Origin of the sequence: Martelella lutilitoris (assembly GCF_005924265.1) — a bacterium.
In the GTDB taxonomy this organism is placed as follows: domain Bacteria; phylum Pseudomonadota; class Alphaproteobacteria; order Rhizobiales; family Rhizobiaceae; genus Martelella; species Martelella lutilitoris.
In genome coordinates this window covers 330,780-345,805 of record NZ_VCLB01000004.1, presented here as the reverse complement: position 1 = coordinate 345,805, position 15,026 = coordinate 330,780, and the positions used below count along the sequence as shown (strand labels likewise).

Annotated in this window: 12 protein-coding genes; 7 read left to right on the top strand and 5 right to left on the bottom strand. The window is 61.5% G+C overall.

Translation table 11 applies throughout. The annotated features are described in order from the left end of the window. Window positions 1–21 precede the first annotated feature (21 nt). The 7 genes from FF124_RS08860 to FF124_RS08830 all read left to right on the top strand — a co-directional run bounded on the left by FF124_RS08860 (window position 22) and on the right by FF124_RS08830 (window position 9,640). Window positions 22–2,676, top strand: a complete 2,655-nt coding sequence (locus tag FF124_RS08860) for an alpha-L-rhamnosidase (RefSeq protein ID WP_138748124.1) — start codon at window positions 22–24, stop codon at window positions 2,674–2,676. 310 nt (window positions 2,677–2,986) lie between these two features. After that, complete coding sequence (locus FF124_RS08855; protein WP_246072321.1) at window positions 2,987–4,246, top strand: ABC transporter substrate-binding protein; 1,260 nt, start codon at window positions 2,987–2,989, stop codon at window positions 4,244–4,246. A gap of 89 nt (window positions 4,247–4,335) precedes the next feature. Beyond that, window positions 4,336–5,619, top strand: a complete 1,284-nt coding sequence (locus FF124_RS08850) for an ABC transporter substrate-binding protein (protein WP_138748122.1) — start codon at window positions 4,336–4,338, stop codon at window positions 5,617–5,619. A 61-nt stretch (window positions 5,620–5,680) separates the two neighbouring features. Further along, window positions 5,681–6,574: a carbohydrate ABC transporter permease gene (locus tag FF124_RS08845; RefSeq protein WP_024706933.1), complete on the top strand. Its 894-nt coding sequence runs from the start codon at window positions 5,681–5,683 to the stop codon at window positions 6,572–6,574. Between the two features lie 142 nt (window positions 6,575–6,716). Beyond that, entirely contained in the window at window positions 6,717–7,487 is a 771-nt protein-coding gene (locus FF124_RS08840) for a carbohydrate ABC transporter permease (RefSeq protein ID WP_246072336.1), read from the top strand. A 16-nt stretch (window positions 7,488–7,503) separates the two neighbouring features. After that, window positions 7,504–8,595 (top strand): ABC transporter ATP-binding protein, encoded by a 1,092-nt coding sequence (locus FF124_RS08835; RefSeq protein WP_138748120.1) that lies wholly within the window; start codon window positions 7,504–7,506, stop codon window positions 8,593–8,595. Between the two features lie 250 nt (window positions 8,596–8,845). Further along, a complete protein-coding gene (locus tag FF124_RS08830) occupies window positions 8,846–9,640 on the top strand; it encodes an IclR family transcriptional regulator domain-containing protein (RefSeq protein WP_138748119.1) in 795 nt (264 codons plus the stop codon). Between the two features lie 47 nt (window positions 9,641–9,687). Here the strand turns inward: FF124_RS08830 and bglB are convergent, their stop codons facing one another. From bglB to FF124_RS08805, 5 genes are all read right to left on the bottom strand, one after another. Next, window positions 9,688–10,806 (bottom strand): beta-galactosidase BglB, encoded by a 1,119-nt coding sequence (gene bglB, locus FF124_RS08825; RefSeq protein ID WP_138748118.1) that lies wholly within the window; start codon window positions 10,804–10,806, stop codon window positions 9,688–9,690. Window positions 10,807–11,175: 369 nt separating this feature from the next. Next, a complete protein-coding gene (locus tag FF124_RS08820) occupies window positions 11,176–11,547 on the bottom strand; it encodes a hypothetical protein (RefSeq protein ID WP_138748117.1) in 372 nt (123 codons plus the stop codon). Continuing rightward, window positions 11,544–12,404 carry a DODA-type extradiol aromatic ring-opening family dioxygenase gene (locus FF124_RS08815; RefSeq protein ID WP_138748116.1) on the bottom strand — a complete coding sequence of 287 codons (861 nt, stop codon included), beginning with the start codon at window positions 12,402–12,404 and terminating at the stop codon, window positions 11,544–11,546. Before FF124_RS08815 ends, FF124_RS08820 begins: the two co-directional genes overlap by 4 nt. Window positions 12,405–12,494: 90 nt before the next feature. After that, window positions 12,495–13,967 carry an amidohydrolase family protein gene (locus tag FF124_RS08810; RefSeq protein ID WP_138748115.1) on the bottom strand — a complete coding sequence of 491 codons (1,473 nt, stop codon included), beginning with the start codon at window positions 13,965–13,967 and terminating at the stop codon, window positions 12,495–12,497. A gap of 43 nt (window positions 13,968–14,010) precedes the next feature. Then, window positions 14,011–14,832, bottom strand: coding sequence for an IclR family transcriptional regulator domain-containing protein (locus FF124_RS08805; RefSeq protein ID WP_246072319.1), 822 nt, complete (start codon window positions 14,830–14,832; stop codon window positions 14,011–14,013). Window positions 14,833–15,026: the final 194 nt, after the last annotated feature.

Below are 15,026 nucleotides of genomic sequence, written 5' to 3'. Positions count from 1 at the left end.
CAAAATCCGGGGAGCGGAGCGATGCTGAAGCCCTTGAACCTGCGCGTTGCGGCCCTTGACGAGGCGAGCGGGCTGAATGGTGAAGTGCCGCGTTTTTCCTGGGGCGTGAGCGGGGATGCGAAGGCGCAGAGCGCTTTCCGGGTTGTCGCCGGGACCGATCCGGAAAACGTAGCAGAGGGCAGAGGCGACCTTTTCGACAGCGGCAGGCGCGAGGTCAGTTGGCGGGGTGTGACCTGGGACAGCGTGCCGCCCGCCTCCGACCGCGCCATCTGGTGGTCGGTCGCGCTTTGGGATGAAGACGGGCAGGGCTCGGGTTTCGCGCCGCCGGTCCGGTTTTTCACAGGGCTTCGCCCGGAGGACTGGCAGGCTCAGTGGATCGCCCGCTATTTCGTTCTGCCGGCCGGCCGCGACGTCCCGCAGGGCAACCGCTATGACAACCGTTTTCAGGCGCGGCCTGCCGACTATCTGCGCCGCGAAATGGCGCTCGTCGAGAAGCCGGTGCGCGCCTTTGCCTATGTCACCGCGCTCGGCCTTTACGAGTTTTGCATCAACGGCGCTCGCATCGGCGACCATGTGATGGCGCCGGGCTGGACGGATTACCACACCCGCGTCGAATATCAGACCTTCGATGTCACGGGCCTGTTCGCAGCCGGCGAAAATGTGATCGGCGCGATCCTCGGCGAGGGCTGGTATTCCGGCCGCATCGGCCACAACCAGCGCCGCGCCGGCAATCACTATGGCGGCCGTCCTGCCTTCAAGTGCCAGATTCATCTCGAATATGCCGACGGGCGTGTCGAGAAGATCGTCAGCGATGGCAGCTGGCAGACAACGCAGGGGCCGATCCTCTACAGCGATTTCCTGGCCGGCGAAGCCTATGATGCGCGCCTCGAGATCGACGGCTGGCACGAGGCGGGCTTCGATGCCGCGTCCTGGCAGCCGGTCGAGGCCTTCATTCCCGAACCCGGCCCGCCGGCGCTCGACGCCCAGCGTGTGCAGCCCACCCGTGAGGTCGCACGGTTCGAAGGGCGTTTGCTGCATGAGAAGGACGGCCTCCGGATCTACGACTTCTCTCAGAACCTTGCCGGTTACGCCGAACTTAAAGTCAGGGCTCCGGCGGGCACCGTCTTCCGCTTGCGCTTTGCCGAGCGTCTTCGCGATGACGGCGGGCTCTATCTCGACAATATGCGCTACGCGGTGAACGAGGATATCTACATCGCCAGGGGGGCGGGCGAGGAGGTATTCAAGCCGCGCTTCACCTTCCGGGGCTTTCAGTATGCGGGGCTTGCCATCGAGGGCGCGGCGGAGAGCGAACCTCAGCTCACCGCGATCGCTATCCAGACGGATACGCCGGTCCGCGGAAAGATCGAGACCGGCAACGCGCTGGTCAATCGGCTTCTGTCGAACATCGTCTGGGGTCAGCGCGGCAATTTCCTGTCCGTTCCCACCGATTGCCCGCAGCGCGACGAGCGCTATGGCTGGTCGGCGGATGCACAGGTTTTCTGGCGCACGGCCGGTTACAACATGGATGTCGAGGCCTTCCTCAACAAATGGATGGTGGATCTTGCTGACGGACAGTCGCCGGAAGGGGCCTTTCCCGATGTCGCGCCGACCAAGCCGCTCAATCCCTATCGGCTGACCCCCCAGCCCGGCGCGCCCGGCTGGGGCGATGCGCCAATCATCATGGCCTGGCATCATTTCATGCGCTATGGCGACCGGGATCTCCTTGTCGGAAATTATGATCGTTTCGTAGCATGGATGGACTATATCGAGGCCGCCAATCCGGACGGCCTGCGCATCAACCGCAACAACAACAATTACGGCGATTGGCTGAACGTCGGCCCGAAGACCGATCCCTTCCTGGTGGCGAGCGCCTACTGGGTGCATCTCGCCGACCTGATGGAGAAGATTGCAGGCGCGACAGGGCGGGACAGGTGGCGATGGCAGAAGCTCGGCGAAAGGCTTCGAAAGGCCTTTGTCGATGCCTATTGGCGCGATGGCAGGCTCATTTCCGATACGCAGACCGCCTATCTCCTGGCGCTCGATTTCGCCATTTTGCCCGAGGCCTTGCGCGGGGCGGCGGCCTCTCGTCTCAGGGCGCTTTTCGAGGCGGCGGACTGGCATCTGCAGACCGGCTTTCTCGGCGTGCGCCATGTCTGCCCGGTGGTTGCCGATCATATCGGGCCGGCGCGCGCGGTCGATCTCTTGCTGCAGGAAACTTACCCCTCCTGGGGTTTTTCGATTCGTCACGGCGCGACGACGATCTGGGAGCGCTGGGACGGCTGGACGCCGGAAGGCGGCTTCCAGAGCCCGAACATGAACTCCTTCAACCATTACGCCTATGGCGCGGTCGGCGAGTGGATCTGGTCGCGCCTTGCCGGCATCGACTGGAGCGAGGCGGGACCGGGCTACGCCCACGTCATGGCGCGTCCGGTTTTCGATCGCCGCATCGGTCACGTGACGGCAGCCTACGAGGCGCGCACGGGCACGGTGGAAAGCCGCTGGCGGATCGACGGAGAGAGCGGCGCATGGGAACTGGTCCTGCCGCCCTCCGTCACGGCGGATGTCGAGCTGCCCGAGGGACTTGGCGCCGTGGTCGTCGACGATGCGCCGTTTGCGGGGCGTCATCTTCGCCTCGCTTGCGGCGCGCACCGCTTCCGTTTCATCCTTCCCGGTTGATCTTTTTTCCGAGCGCCGCTTCTGTCGGCGCGACGGCGGCAAACGCAGGGGCCGGCAATTTGTGACATGCGCGCAAACCCCGGGCGGGCGAGTTTTCGACTTGCATTCGGTCAATTCCTGTGGTGTAAATTTAAAACGGAATGACGTTTCAAAAAAAATGGTTCGCATGTTTGAATTTGCGGCCAAGCTGGAGCGGATGACGTCGGACTAGGCCCGCCGGGAGGAACGATGCGGGTCGTCTGAACGACGGGACGGCGTTTGCCGTGCGTTCCAAAAGGGAGGGGTTATGATTGTTTCTCGCAGGACTTTCTTGACGGTTTCGGGTGGCTTGGCGCTTGGCGCCAGCTTGCCGGCTGCTCCGGCCTGGGCGCAGCAAAAGAACATTCGCCACTTCTGGTGGGGCAATCCGGAGCGCGACAGGCGCACCTTCGCCTATATCGACTGGTTTCAGCAGGCCCACCCCGATATTGCGGTGTCCGGCGAAACCATCGGCTGGGGGGATTACTGGGCCAAGATGGCGACGCAGACGGCCGGCCGGAACATGGCTGACATTGTGCAGATGCCTTATATCTACCTGCACGAATATGTTCAGCGCGGCGCGCTCGTCCCGCTTGATGACTACCTCGGAAATGGCTTCGATGTGAGCTTCTATGACGAAGGCGCGCTCGATAGCGGCATGGTCGACGGGATGCTTTATGGCATCAATATCGGCGCGACGAGCCAGGTTATTCCCTATAACCAGCGTGTTTTTGACGAGGCGGGGGTCGCGTTCGACAGGTTCGGCTGGACGACGGATACATTCGCCGATGCCTGCCAGAAGATTACGGATGCGACCGGAGGAGCCGTCACCGGCAGCGAGGATTTGTCGCTTTATATCGAGAATTTCGAGGTCTGGGGCCGCGAAAATGGCCATGATCTCTATTCGAAGGACGGCGAGCTTCAGGTGACGGCCGAGGACGTCGGGTCCTATTGGCGGTTCTGGACCGATATGCGCAAGGCGGGCATTATCGAAGGCCCGGATGCGACGGTGCGTGTCGACAAGCCGATGAGCGATCTCGGCATCGTCAGCGGCACCACGGCGACCACCTTCCGTTACGCCAATCAGGCCGTGGCCGTTCAGAGCCTGATGCAGGACCCCGTCGGTCTGGCAATGGTGCCGCGTCGCGCCGGAATGGCATATGGGCAATATATCCTGCCGTCGATGTATCTCTCGATTTCCCGCGATGCCGAGAATATCGATGCGGTGCTGGCCTATATCAATGACTGGGTGTCGAGCCCGGATGCCATCCAGGTGCTGGGTATCGATCGCGGCATTCCGCCGAGCGCCATGGGGCGCGATGCACTGATGCCGGTGCTCTCCGATACCGAAGCCAAGGTCGTCGACTACTACGCCGGCATTCAGGGCAAGGTCGGTCCCGTTCCCAACCCTGCGCCGAAGGGGGTCGGAGAGGTCAGGGACAGCTTCATGCGGACGGGCACAGATGTCGTCCTGGGCTATGTTTCGCCCGAAGACGGAGCCGCGCGCTTTGTGGAGGATGCGACGGCTATACTTGAACGCGCGCGTATGTGAGCGCGCGTTTACCCGAAAATCCTGTCTGACCCCGCAGCGTTCCGACGCCTTTCTCGCCGGGTCATCGTTGCCATGAAAAGGAGGAGTTTATGGCCGTTTCACGTAGAAAATTTCTGACCACCACGGGCGGACTGGCGCTGGCCGCCGGTCTGCCGTCCATGCCGGCGTTTGCCCAGGACCGGAGCATTCGCCATTTCTGGTGGGGCAATCCCGAGCGCGACAGACGCACCTTTGAGGTGATCGAGGTCTTTGAAAAGAACCATCCTGGCATTTCCGTGTCGGGCGAGACCATCGGCTGGGGCGATTACTGGACCAAGATGGCCACCCAGACCGCCGGCCGCAACATGGCCGACCTGGTGCAGATGGATTACCGTTTCCTGTTCGAATATGTGCGTCGCGGCGCGCTGCAGGAGCTTGACCCCTTCATCGGCAACGGTCTCGATCTCTCGAATTTCGACAAGGGCCCGCTGCAGGGCGGCATGGTCGACGGCAAGCTTTACGCCCTCAACATCGGCTCCAACAGCCAGGTTTTCGTCTACAACGAGACGATCTTCGAGGAAGCCGGCGTCGCCGATACCGACGTGATCAACTGGACCTGGGATCAGTTCGCCGATGTCTGCAAGACGATCACCGAGGCGACCGGCGGCAAGGTCAAGGGCTCCGACGACTGCTCGGTGGTTCTCGAGGTCTGCGAAGTCTGGATCCGTCAGAACGGCAGCAGTTTCTTCGGACCCGAGGGCGACGTCACCGTCACGCCGGATATCATCGCCGATTACTGGCAGTTCTGGCGCGATCTGAGGGACGCCGGCGTCCTTCGTTCCGCAGATAAGTCGCTCGATGCCAATCTGCCGATGTCCGATGTCGGCATCGTCGCCGGCGATACGGCGATCTCCAATTTCTGGTCGAACCAGATCGTCGGTGTTCAGGCGCTGATGCAGGACCCGGTCGGCGCCGCCATGGTGCCGCACAAGGAAGGCGGTGATCCCGGCCAGTTCATCAAGCCGTCGATGTTCATGAGCCTGACGCGCGACAGCGAGGATCCCGAAGCCGCGATCATGTACATGAACGACTGGATCAACAATCCGGAGGAAACCAAGATCCTCGGCCTGGAGCGCGGCATCCCCGCCAACCCGGACGTGCGAGCGGCGCTGGCGCCCGATTTCACGCCGGCCGAGAAGGTTTCCGTGGATTACTTCAATGCCATCCAGGACAAGGTCGGCCCGCTTCCGCCGCCCGAGCCGAAGGGGGCCGGCGAAGTGCGCGATGCCTTCATCCGCGCGGCCACCAATGTGGTGCTCGGCGACATCGCACCGCAGCAGGCGGCCGAAGTGTTCGTTGACGATGCCCAGGCGATCGTCGATCGCGCCCGCTGATCAAGGACCGGTCCCCGCTTTGCGTCGGGGACCGGCTCTTCACGTCTGAAAGAGTGGTTCGATGAAGAATACGAAAGCGCGCAACGCTTCCGGCTACATGTTCCTGACGCCCTGGCTGATCGGGTTCTTCCTGCTCGCCATCGGTCCGATCCTGGTCTCGCTCTATCTGTCATTCACGCGCTATGACATGGTCGGCGACCCGCGCTGGACCGGGCTCGACAATTACATCTACATGTTTACCCGCGACCGGCGGTTCTGGAAGACACTGGAAGTCACCTTCCATTATGTCGTCTTTGCCGTTCCGCTCCGGCTGATCATGGCGCTCGGCGTTGCCATGTTGCTCGACAAGGGGCTCAGGACGATCGGGCTTTATCGCGCGATCTTCTACCTGCCGTCTCTGCTCGGCGCGTCTATCGCAATCGCGATCCTCTGGCGGCAGCTGTTCTCGATCGACGGCGTGGTCAACCAGGTGCTGGCCGTCTTCGGCATTCAGGGCATCGGCTGGATCACCAATCCCTCAACCTCGATCTATACGCTGATCGTGCTGGCGATCTGGCAGTTCGGCGCGCCGATGCTGATCTTCCTGGCAGGGCTGCGCGGCATTCCGAAGGATCTCTACGAGGCGGCGGATATCGACGGGACGTCACGCTTCCGCAAGTTCTACGCCATCACCCTGCCGATGCTGGCGCCGGTGGTGTTCTTCAATCTGGTGCTGCAGATCATCGAGGCGTTCAAGATCTTCTCGCCCGCCTTCATCATCTCGAACGGCACGGGCGGGCCGGCGGACAGCCTTCTGGTCTACACCGTCTATCTCTTCAACGAGGCCTTCAAGTTCTTCCGCATGGGCTATGCCTCGGCGCTTGCCTGGGTGCTGCTGGTGATCATCGGCCTGTTCACCGCGCTTGCCTTCGCGACCTCGAAATATTGGGTGCATTATGAAAATGAACGCGACTGAGGCCGCGCTGGCCGAGACGGAACTGGAGGCCGAGCGCGACGAGGCGGCTCGCGTCGCGCATGAATACCGGCTGGCGAAAAACAAGCGGGCGCGGCGGGCGCGGCTGTTCAAGCACATCTTCCTGATCGTCTTTTCCTTCATCATGCTTTATCCGCTGCTCTGGTTGCTGGCCTCCTCGCTGAAGCCGGAAAACGAGATCTTCGGAAGTCTCGGCCTCTGGCCGTCGACCTTCAACTGGAGCAACTATACCGGCGGCTGGGAGGCGCTGCCCGTGTCTTTTACGGTCTTCTACCGTAACTCGACCATCGTCACGGTGCTGTCGGTGCTCGGCAACCTGTTTTCCTGCTCTTTCGCGGCCTATGCCTTCGCGCGGCTGGAATTCACCGGAAAACGGCTGTTCTTCGGGCTGATGATGATGACGCTGATGATCCCCTATCACGTCGTTCTGATCCCCCAATATGTGATGTTTCTGAAGCTCGGCTGGGTCGATACCTACCTGCCGTTGATCGTGCCGCGCTTCCTGGCGTCCGACGGCTTCTTCATTTTCCTGATGGTGCAGTTTTTCCGGCAGATCCCGCGCGAGCTTGACGAGGCGGCGCAGATCGATGGCTGTTCGGCCTTCAAGATTTACTGGGCCGTGATCCTGCCGCTGTCGCTGCCGGCGCTGGCAACATCGGCCATCTTCTCGATGATCTGGGTCTGGGAGGACTTCCTGGCGCCGCTGATCTATCTGAATGACATCAAGAACTACACCGTGCCGCTGGCGCTCAGGCTGTTCATCGACCAGGAGGGCAAGTCCGCCTTCGGGCAGATGTTCGCCATGTCGGTGCTGTCGCTGGTGCCGGTGGTGATCTTCTTCATCGCCTTCCAGAAACTCATCGTTCGCGGCATCGCGACATCGGGCATGAAGTAAGTGGGAGCTGAACAAAATGGCTGAACTCAAACTCAGAAAAGTCGGCAAGTCCTACGGCACGCTGTCGGTGATGCACGACCTCAACCTGGAAATCCATGACGGCGAATTCCTCGTCCTCGTGGGCCCCTCGGGCTGCGGGAAGTCGACGCTCCTGCGCATGATCGCGGGTCTTGAGGAGATTACCGATGGCACAATTGCCATCAACGGCAAGGTGGTGAATGACCTTCCCGCCTCCAAGCGCGAGCTTTCCATGGTGTTCCAGTCCTATGCGCTCTATCCGCATATGAGTGTCAGGAAGAACCTCGCCTTCGGTCTGCAGAACCTGAAGATGGACCGCGCCGAGATCGATCGCCGCGTCGACGAGGCGGCGCGCATCCTGCAGATCGAGCCGCTTATGGCCAGAAAACCGCGCCAGCTCTCCGGCGGACAGAAACAGCGTGTCGCGATCGGTCGCTCGATCGTGCGCGAACCGCAGCTCTTCCTCTTCGACGAGCCGCTGTCGAACCTCGATGCCGAGCTTCGTGTGCAGATGCGCGTCGAACTGGCAAGCCTTTACGAGCGGCTGAAGACGACGATGATCTATGTGACCCATGACCAGGTGGAGGCGATGACGCTTGCGACCCGGATCGTGGTGCTGCGCGCCGGCAAGATCGAACAGGTCGGGACACCGGAAGAACTCTACACGAGACCCGCAAACCTTTTCGTCGCCGGCTTTATCGGTTCGCCGAAGATCAACATGATCGAGGCGACGGTTACCGGCTCCGGCTCCGAACGCAGGCTTGATCTCGATGATTTCGGAACCCATCCGCTGCCGCCGGGGCTTTCCGAAGACCATGGCCGCGTCACGGTCTGCGTGCGGCCTGAGGCGATCAAGCCGGAGAGCGGCGCGATCCAGACAGAGGGGCGGGTGCGCATCATCGAATATCTCGGTAGCGAAACCATCGTTCACGTCGATCTTCCATCCGGCAAGACGCTTATTTTCCAGACCCATCAGATGGAAAGGCATCGCGTCGGAGAGACGGTCCGCGTCGGTTTCGATCCGGGCGATCAGCATCTCTTCGATGCGGACGGCCAGCGCATCAACACTGAGGAGGCGCTCTTCGTCTGATAGCCGACATGCCGGGCTGGCCCGACCCGGCTGCGGAAGATGGTCACCGGCTCGCTGCCCGGCGCATGCGAGACTTCGGAGGCGAGCCTTCTTCCGCAGGTTGAGGTATTTTGTCGCTGCACGGTCTCTGAGGCTAGGCAGGGGGACAGGTAGACACTAAAAGCTCTGCGTCCCCGAATTGACAAAAGGCATTGCCCGTCATTGCGACGAGCGGCATTGGACGGATGCGACAGGTGGTGGAGGACTTGCAGTGAAAGACAACAGGCCGAAAACGGAAAATGTGGCCGCCGTCCTAAAGGTATTCGCGGTTCTGGAGACACTGGCGGAAAACCGCAGCGCTGCCCTGGCGGAGATTGCCCATTGCGCCATGACCTCGAAAAGCACGACGCACCGCCTGCTGCATACGATGGTGGAACTCGGCTATGTGGCGCAGGATGAAGAGAGCGAGCGCTACGAGCTGACGCCGCGCCTGTTCAGCCTCGCCGCGCAGACGATGAAGAGCCAGGCCGACATACTGCGCGTCGCCGACAAGGCGATGGGCCGACTGTCGCGTGCGACGGGCGAATCGATCAATCTCGGCATTCTCGACGGGCGCGAGCAGCGCGTCGTCTATATCCATCAGTATGATTCGACCTACAGCCTGTCGATGAATTCCACGCTCGGCAAACGCAATCCGCTGCATTCGACCTCGCTCGGCAAGGCGCTTCTTGCCTTCCGCGACGACGAGGAGATTGCGGAGCGTCTGGCCGCAATGCAGATGGAGGTGACCGCCCCCAACACGGTCACTGACAAGGCGGTTCTGCGCGAACAGCTCCGCATGATCCGCGCCTGCGGTTATTCTGAGGAGATCGAGGAAAGCGAGGCCGGCGTGCGCTGCATCGCCGCCCCGGTGCTCAACCATGTCGGCAAGTCGATTGCGGCAATCAGCATCGCCTTCCCGCTTTTTCGCTTCGACGAGGCCCGCAAGGACGACTATGTCGCGCTCTTGAAATCGGCGACCCATGACGTTTCGCAGGCGCTCGGCTACGTCGCCGAAAGCGCCTGAGGCTCCCTCTCCGATCTGACGCCCGGGAGAGGGGCGCGAATCTCCAACTAAAGATACTGCCAGAGATATTCGCTGAGGCAGAACATCGCCATCGCCTGGCCGTAGGGCATGGAGGTGAGCTTGATCTCGCGATAATGGTCGAGATCGGCGCCGATCGCGGTGCCGAAGGAGACGTTCAGCAATTCGCCGTCATCGCTGATATTGTCGACGAGGCCCTTGACCGCGCGCTCCGCCGTTTCGAGGTATTCCGGGCCGATCAGGCGCATGCGGGTCGCCTTCAGAAGACCATAGGCAAAGCCTGCGGCGGCCGAGGCCTCCTCGTAGCTGTCGGGGTCGTCGATCAGCGTGTGCCAGAGGCCGGAAGCGGCCTGTGTCTGCTTCAGCATGCGCGCCTGGCGACGCAAGGTCGCCGTCAGGTGCCGGGCGACAGGGTCGCTCTCGGGCAGTTTCAGCATGTCGATGAATTCGGGAATGGCGATGGTCACCCAGCTGTTGCCGCGCGCCCAGAGCGCATTGGCGAAGCTGTGGTTCCCGTCAAAGGTCCAGCCGTGATACCAGAGCCCGGTCTTGCGGTCGGCAAGGTACTGGGTGTGTATCAGGAACTGGTATTTCGCCTCCTCGATATAGTCGGGCCGGTCAAGCACCAGGCCGATCTTGGCGAGCGGCAGCACGGTCATCATCAGCGTGTCGTCCCACATCTGCTGGTGGTTGACCGAATTGTAGACGATATGCTGAATGCCGCCGTCATCGGTGCGCGGCATCTCATGCATCACCCATTCGGCCCAGCTTTCCAGATAGGGACGCCAGACCGGGTTTTTCGTCTCTTCATAAAGATGCGCGAGCGTCAGGAAGGGCGCCACCGTATTGACGTTGCGCGTCGGCGTGCCCTCGGCCAGGCGTTCGGAGAACCAGCGGGTGATGATGTCGAGCGCCAGCGCGCTGCCGGTCATCTCCCGGTATTTCAACAGGCCGTAAAGGCCAATGCCGTGGGTCCATTCCCAGCCGGCCCAGCCCTTGGTGTCGATCACCCGGCCGTCCTCCAGCCGCAGCAGGAATTCGCCTGTCTCGTCCTTGATGTTGACGAGATTGTCGGCGAGCCTTTCGATCAGCGCGCAGACCGCGTCGCGCTCGATGAAGTGTGGCTTGCGCGCAAGAAGCGGATCCATTCTGTCCTCCCGGATTTCTAGCGCATCGGCCCAAAAATCGGAATCGGTTTTCGGAAAGCACGATGCGCAGATTCAATAGGTTAGAGCGTCCTTTGTGCGTCCGAATGGACGCATGGCGCTCTAATGCCTCATTCCCTTGCCCCACAGACCACGTTTGACGCGTGACGGCAACGCCGGGCGCTTCGAAATGCATAGCGCATCGGGCGAAAAAGTGGAATCCGGTTTTTCGATAACCCGATGCATCAAAAAGAGAAACGAGATCATCGGACGATGCCAGCTAATCGCCCGATGATCTAGCCTGTCAAACAAAAAGGCCGGACGCATCGCGGATGCGCTCGGCAAGTCATGCAGGAGGATGGAAGAGGCGTTTCAGGTCTCGACCGACGGATAGTCCTTGTCGCGCCAGTGCTGCAATCTAGCGGCCATTTCGCGCTGGAACGACAGCGGGCCGGTCCTGCTCATATAGGGCTCGTCATAGATGCCGATGAAGATCGTCAGGTTGAGGAAGAAATGCGCGCCCATCTCGAACAGCGCCACATAATCATGGTTGATCAGCGCCTCTCGCTCCTCATGGGTCAGGGCGTGGACGGTGGAGGCCTCGACCTCATTGCCCAGAAGCTTCGGGCCGATCGACTGTTCCCAGGTGGCGACGAAGGTGCGCGGTTCGTCGATATAGCGCTGCAAGAGTTCCGGGTCGCGGTCGACCGTGTAGAGAAACTTATTGACGTAATATTTGCTCATGCCGCTTCCTCCTTCGGATACCAGGTGAAATAGGCTTCCATGGTGTGGAACAGGTCGAGATTGTCGACATAGTCCGCCCCTTCCGGACCGGCCACGCCAAGCATCAGGATGAAGTTCAGGAAGCCATGGGTGGCATTGCCGCTCCGGGCCATGCTCTCATGGGTGACGTTTTCGAGGATCGCGTCGATATCGCCGCTCTTCAGCCATTCGATCGCCTGCCGGTCGAAAACCGGATCCGGCCCCGTTTCCATGAACTGGCGCGGGCCGCCGAGCTCGAGCGACAGATGCCCGGTGCCGATGGCGGCAACGCGCTTGTCGGACGGGTAGTCGTCGATCGCCTTGCGGATCGCGCGCCCGACTTCATAGAACCGCTTCGGGGTGTGCAGCGGCGGCGCGAAGATGTTTGTGTAGATCGGCACGACCGGCAGGTCGTTCTCAGGCCGCACGGTGATGATCGGGCAGATGATGGAATGGTCGATTTTCAGCTCGTTTGAAAAGGCGAAATCGAAATTCTGGTTCATCAGGTGCTGGTGCATGAAGCGCGACATCGCCTCGTCGCCTTCCAGCACATATTTCGGAATGCCGAATTCGCGTTCCTCATTGTAGAAGGTCGCGTCATAGCGCTCCGCCTTGCCGATCAGGAATTGCGGGCAGTTGTCGAGGAAGATCTGGTGGAAGTGGTCGGAGCCGACCATCACCAGCACGTCCGGCTCCGCCTTTGCCAGCGTTTCCCGGTAAGCCTCGATCTTGCGCTTCCATGTCGGCGCCTCGGGCATTTGTTGTTCGGGCGGCGCTGTCGTGGCCTTCAGATAGAAGGGATGGTGGGTCGACGCCAGTGTTGCAACGAGTTTTGCCAATGCTCTCTCCTCTTGCGGATGTCCTCTCGCGCCCGCGCGCCCTCAATAAAGGGTCATCGCGGGCGCCATTTCCTCGTTTCCGGCCGGGCCTCAGTCGCCGAACAGCGAACGGGCGATGCCAGCCTTTTCGAAAATGTAGTCGCGGCTTTTTTCCAGTTCGCCGCGCAGATGGGCGATGTCGGCGCCGACGAGCTTGCCCTGCCATTTGCGCACCTTGCCGGCCACCAGCACGCTGTCGACATTCGAGCGCTCCATCAGGGTGACGACCGTTCCGGGCACGTTGTTGAGCGGCGCGACATTGAGCGCCTCGGCGTCGAGCAGGATGATGTCGGCATCCTTGCCCGGCGTCAGCGAGCCGGTGCGGCGGTCGAGCTTCAGGCCCTCCGCGCCGCCAAACGTTGCCGCGCGGATCGCCTGTCGCGCCGTCAGAAGCGCCGGGTATTCCTCGCCGGCAAGCGCCTTCTCGTTGGCGAACATGCGCTGCAGGGTCACCATGGCGCGCATCTGGGTGAAGAAGTCCGCTGTCATCGTGCATTCGACGTCGGTGGAGAGCGAAATGCTCATGCCATAGTCGAGCGCCTTCTGGATCGGCGGCGTGCCGTGGCGCATCTGCATCTCGATCGGAACGGACAGCGAGATATGGGCGCCGGCGTCGCGGGCATATTTCCAGCCGTCGTCCGACATGCCGGTCATGTGGATGAAGATATTGTCTTCGCCGAACGCGCCGCCCGCGCCAAGCCCGTCGAAGGTCGGCTGCATGCCGAACGTGCCGACCACATGCAGCGCGATCGGGAGATCCAGGTCGCGCCCGGCCTTCCAGGATTGTTCATGGAAGGGCAGGTAAATCTCGCCACCCATGATCATGGTCATGAGCTGGTCGTTCGATGAGAAATACTGTTCGCGCAGCCGCGCCGCGTCGCCCGGATATTGCGCGTCGTCGCCCCAGCCCTCGAAATAGCCGAAGACGGAGCGCCGGCCCGAATCCTTCAGCGCCGAGATCACCGCATCCGAATGGGCCGGAGAGTGATGGATCTGGCTGACATCCATCACCGTCGTCACCCCGGCATCGAGCTGCGACAGCGCGCCGAAAAGCTCGTTGATGTAGACGTCTTCCGGCCGGTAGACGAGGGAGAAGGACTGCAGCACGCTCTCGTAATAGTTCTGAGCGTTCGCCGGCAGGCCGTCATTGATGAGGATGGCGTTTGCGAGCTGACCGCGCAGCGCGGTCTCGAACTGATGATGATGCGTGTCGATGAAGCCGGGCATGACGATCTTGCCGGACGCATCAATGACGATGGCGTCGTCCGCAGAAATGGTTTCCGCAATTTCGATGATGCGCGTTCCCTCGATCAGGATATCGCCTTTTTTGAAGTCGCCGACGCTGTCGTCCATGGAGAGGATAATGCCGTTCTTGATCAGCGTGCGCTGGCCTTCACGGCCGCATGCTTCCGGAACACCTTCGGCAACCGGCGTGGTGTGGGCCGCTGCTCCCATGCCGCCGCCCGTGGGCCCGAAGTTCGGGTAGGGCAGATGGCGCCTGGAAATGTCACAAAGCCTGCACATGGTTTCTCCTCCCTTGAACCTGCGCGGAAATCCTGTCCTTCGGTCAGGTTCCCATTGTCGATTGCAGAACCGGATACCGGCTCATGGCATGCGCGATATGCGATGCCGCTTCCCTGAGCGCGGGTAGTCGTTCCGCGATCATGCTTTCGGGCGTCACCATGCCGGTGTAGCCCGAGGTGTTGAGCGCCGCGATCGTGCGGCCTTCGAAATTCCTGATCGGAACCGCAAGCGCGGTGATGCCGTAGTCGAGCTGGTCGACGGTCGTGGCGAAGCCATCGGCCCGTACGGCCATGATCTTTTGGCGCAGAACCTCCGGATCGGTCACGGTCTTGGAGGTGAGCGCCTCGAGTTTCGCCGTCTGAAGGTAATGTTCCAGCGCCTCGTCGGACTGCCCGGCGAGAAGCACGCGGCCGAGCGAGGTGGCGCCTGCCGGATAGCGCGCGCCGATGACGGCGGCGGCGCGGCGGGCCCGCTGCACAGAGACATGGGCGACATAGATCACATGGTCGCCGTCCAGCGTGCCCACAGAAGACGCGTCGCCGAACTGTTCGACCAGCGCCCTCAGATTGGGCTGCAGCACTTCGTCGATATGGGCGGAGAAATAAAAGGCCGAACTCAGCGTCATCACCTTGGGACGCAGGTGAAAATGCTTGTTGGTCTGGCCGACATAGCCGAGCGTCTGCAGCGTGATCAGGCTGCGGCGGGCAGCTGCCGGCGAAAGGCCGACGCGGCGCGCCACCTCGCTCAGCGTCATCTCGGAATGGGCGGCGTCGAAGCATTCGAGGATCGCAAGCCCCTTGGCAAGCGCCTCCACGAATTCGGCAGGCCTGTCGCTCTCTTCGACGATCTTCAGAATTTCAGCCACGTCAGTTTTCCTCAAGAACAAGATCCCTAAGGCGCCAGAGTGAGTGAGCCGCGTAATGAAAACAAGGCTCATTCCCTCCGTACGGGACCTGATCTTCCTCCCGATGAAGGCGGCTTGCCGATCCTCCTGACCGGGCATTGCGCTTTCAACTTGACGCTAGACTAATTGCTCTCTACGATTTCGGCAAGAGGAAA

What these genes read in the sequence shown, in the direction of transcription:
- FF124_RS08835 (WP_138748120.1), top strand. Translation starts at nt 7,504, where the DNA reads ATGGCTGAACTCAAACTCAGAAAAGTCGGCAAGTCCTACGGCACGCTG.
- FF124_RS08820 (WP_138748117.1), bottom strand. Translation starts at nt 11,547, where the DNA reads ATGAGCAAATATTACGTCAATAAGTTTCTCTACACGGTCGACCGCGAC.
- FF124_RS08860 (WP_138748124.1), top strand. Translation starts at nt 22, where the DNA reads ATGCTGAAGCCCTTGAACCTGCGCGTTGCGGCCCTTGACGAGGCGAGC.
- FF124_RS08850 (WP_138748122.1), top strand. Translation starts at nt 4,336, where the DNA reads ATGGCCGTTTCACGTAGAAAATTTCTGACCACCACGGGCGGACTGGCG.
- FF124_RS08845 (WP_024706933.1), top strand. Translation starts at nt 5,681, where the DNA reads ATGAAGAATACGAAAGCGCGCAACGCTTCCGGCTACATGTTCCTGACG.
- bglB (WP_138748118.1), bottom strand. Translation starts at nt 10,806, where the DNA reads ATGGATCCGCTTCTTGCGCGCAAGCCACACTTCATCGAGCGCGACGCG.
- FF124_RS08810 (WP_138748115.1), bottom strand. Translation starts at nt 13,967, where the DNA reads ATGTGCAGGCTTTGTGACATTTCCAGGCGCCATCTGCCCTACCCGAAC.
- FF124_RS08840 (WP_246072336.1), top strand. Translation starts at nt 6,717, where the DNA reads ATGCTTTATCCGCTGCTCTGGTTGCTGGCCTCCTCGCTGAAGCCGGAA.